The organism is Gammaproteobacteria bacterium, assembly GCA_016199745.1.
GTDB lineage: Bacteria > Pseudomonadota > Gammaproteobacteria > Acidiferrobacterales > Sulfurifustaceae > JACQFZ01.
In genome coordinates, this window is record JACQFZ010000063.1 from 1 (window position 1) to 1279 (window position 1279).

Genomic DNA, 1279 nt, shown 5'->3' on the forward strand with positions numbered 1-1279 from the left:
CCAGTCGTTCGAACACCCGACACACTACCGCCATCGATTGCTCGGTTCCCTTTCTGCACAGCACGACAAAATCATCGGCATACCGTACAAGACGCGCTCCCAGTTTGCTCTGGAGCTGCTTCTTGTGCCATATCCTATCTAAGAGGTGCAGGTAAAGATTGGCCAATAGCGGTGAAATAACCCCGCCTTGCGGTGTGCCTTTGGTGTTTGTCTTGCCGCCGCCGATGTTCCGCTTCGTTCCGTCCTTATCCACTTCGATGACCGGGGCCTTGAGCCACATCTGGATGATGTGCAGTATCGCACTGTCAACGATGCGCTCAGCGACCACGGCCATGAGCTTGGCATGGGGGATGGTGTCGAAGTACTTGGACACATCGGCGTCGATGACTTCTGCATACCCGCAGTTGAGGGCATACGATATATCCTCGATTGCATCATGGGCCGACTTCCTGGGTCTGAATCCGTATGAGATGTCTATGAAGTCTGCTTCAAAGATCGGTTCGATGACCAGTTTGACGGCCATCTGAGCAACCCTGTCACGAATGGTCGGTATCCCGAGGGGACGCTCTGTGCCGTCTCCTTTGGGTATCATGACGCGCTTTACAGGGTTCGGTGCATAGGTCTTGCTCTTCAGTGCTTCTTGCAGCTCCGCCAACAAGGCGGTTACTCCTTCTCCGGTCTCTATGGCCTCGAAGGTGACGCCATCGACGCCGGCGCTCCCTTTGTTGGCCCTGACAAAATGGTAGGCATGACTGAGAATGTCGGCCCTGTGTATTTTGTCATAGAGCGCGTAGAAGCGGTAGGCCGGTTCTTGCTTGGCCTTGCGGTAAGCAGGGTCCCTTTTCTCGGACAGGGTTATGTTGTCCCATGTCCTCAAACGATACTATGGACCCCTCCGACTCCCGATACAGCCCAGTGCGTTTTCGTTTCCTTATACGCACCGGTTGATGTTCCTCAAACATCACTGCATCGGGTCTCCAGCACTGGACTGGTTATCTTCCGCTGCATGCCGCCCCTGCTACCCCGGGAGATTGCACAGGTCGCTTCCGTTATCTGAATCTGTGCGCGTCGGCCTTCCCTATTTGACCACAAGGTCGGCATCTCCGAATAAGTTACGAGGCTACGTGTAGGTTCGCTTACGCTGCGGCCTGTAGCTTTGCCGTTTGGGAACTCACGACCTCTGATTGCTCAGACGCCGCTCCCTCGTACTACCAAGGCGTACGGATAACTCCTTGGGCGGGACTTGAACCCGCGAGATAATCAGTTGTTACTGCGAACG

Annotated in this window: 1 protein-coding gene; it reads right to left on the minus strand. The window is 55.0% G+C overall.

Annotated features, from left to right (window positions below):
• A partial coding sequence (locus HY308_16700; GenBank protein ID MBI3899915.1) for a group II intron reverse transcriptase/maturase occupies positions 1–877 on the minus strand: 877 nt, incomplete at its 3' end.
• Positions 878–1279: the final 402 nt, after the last annotated feature.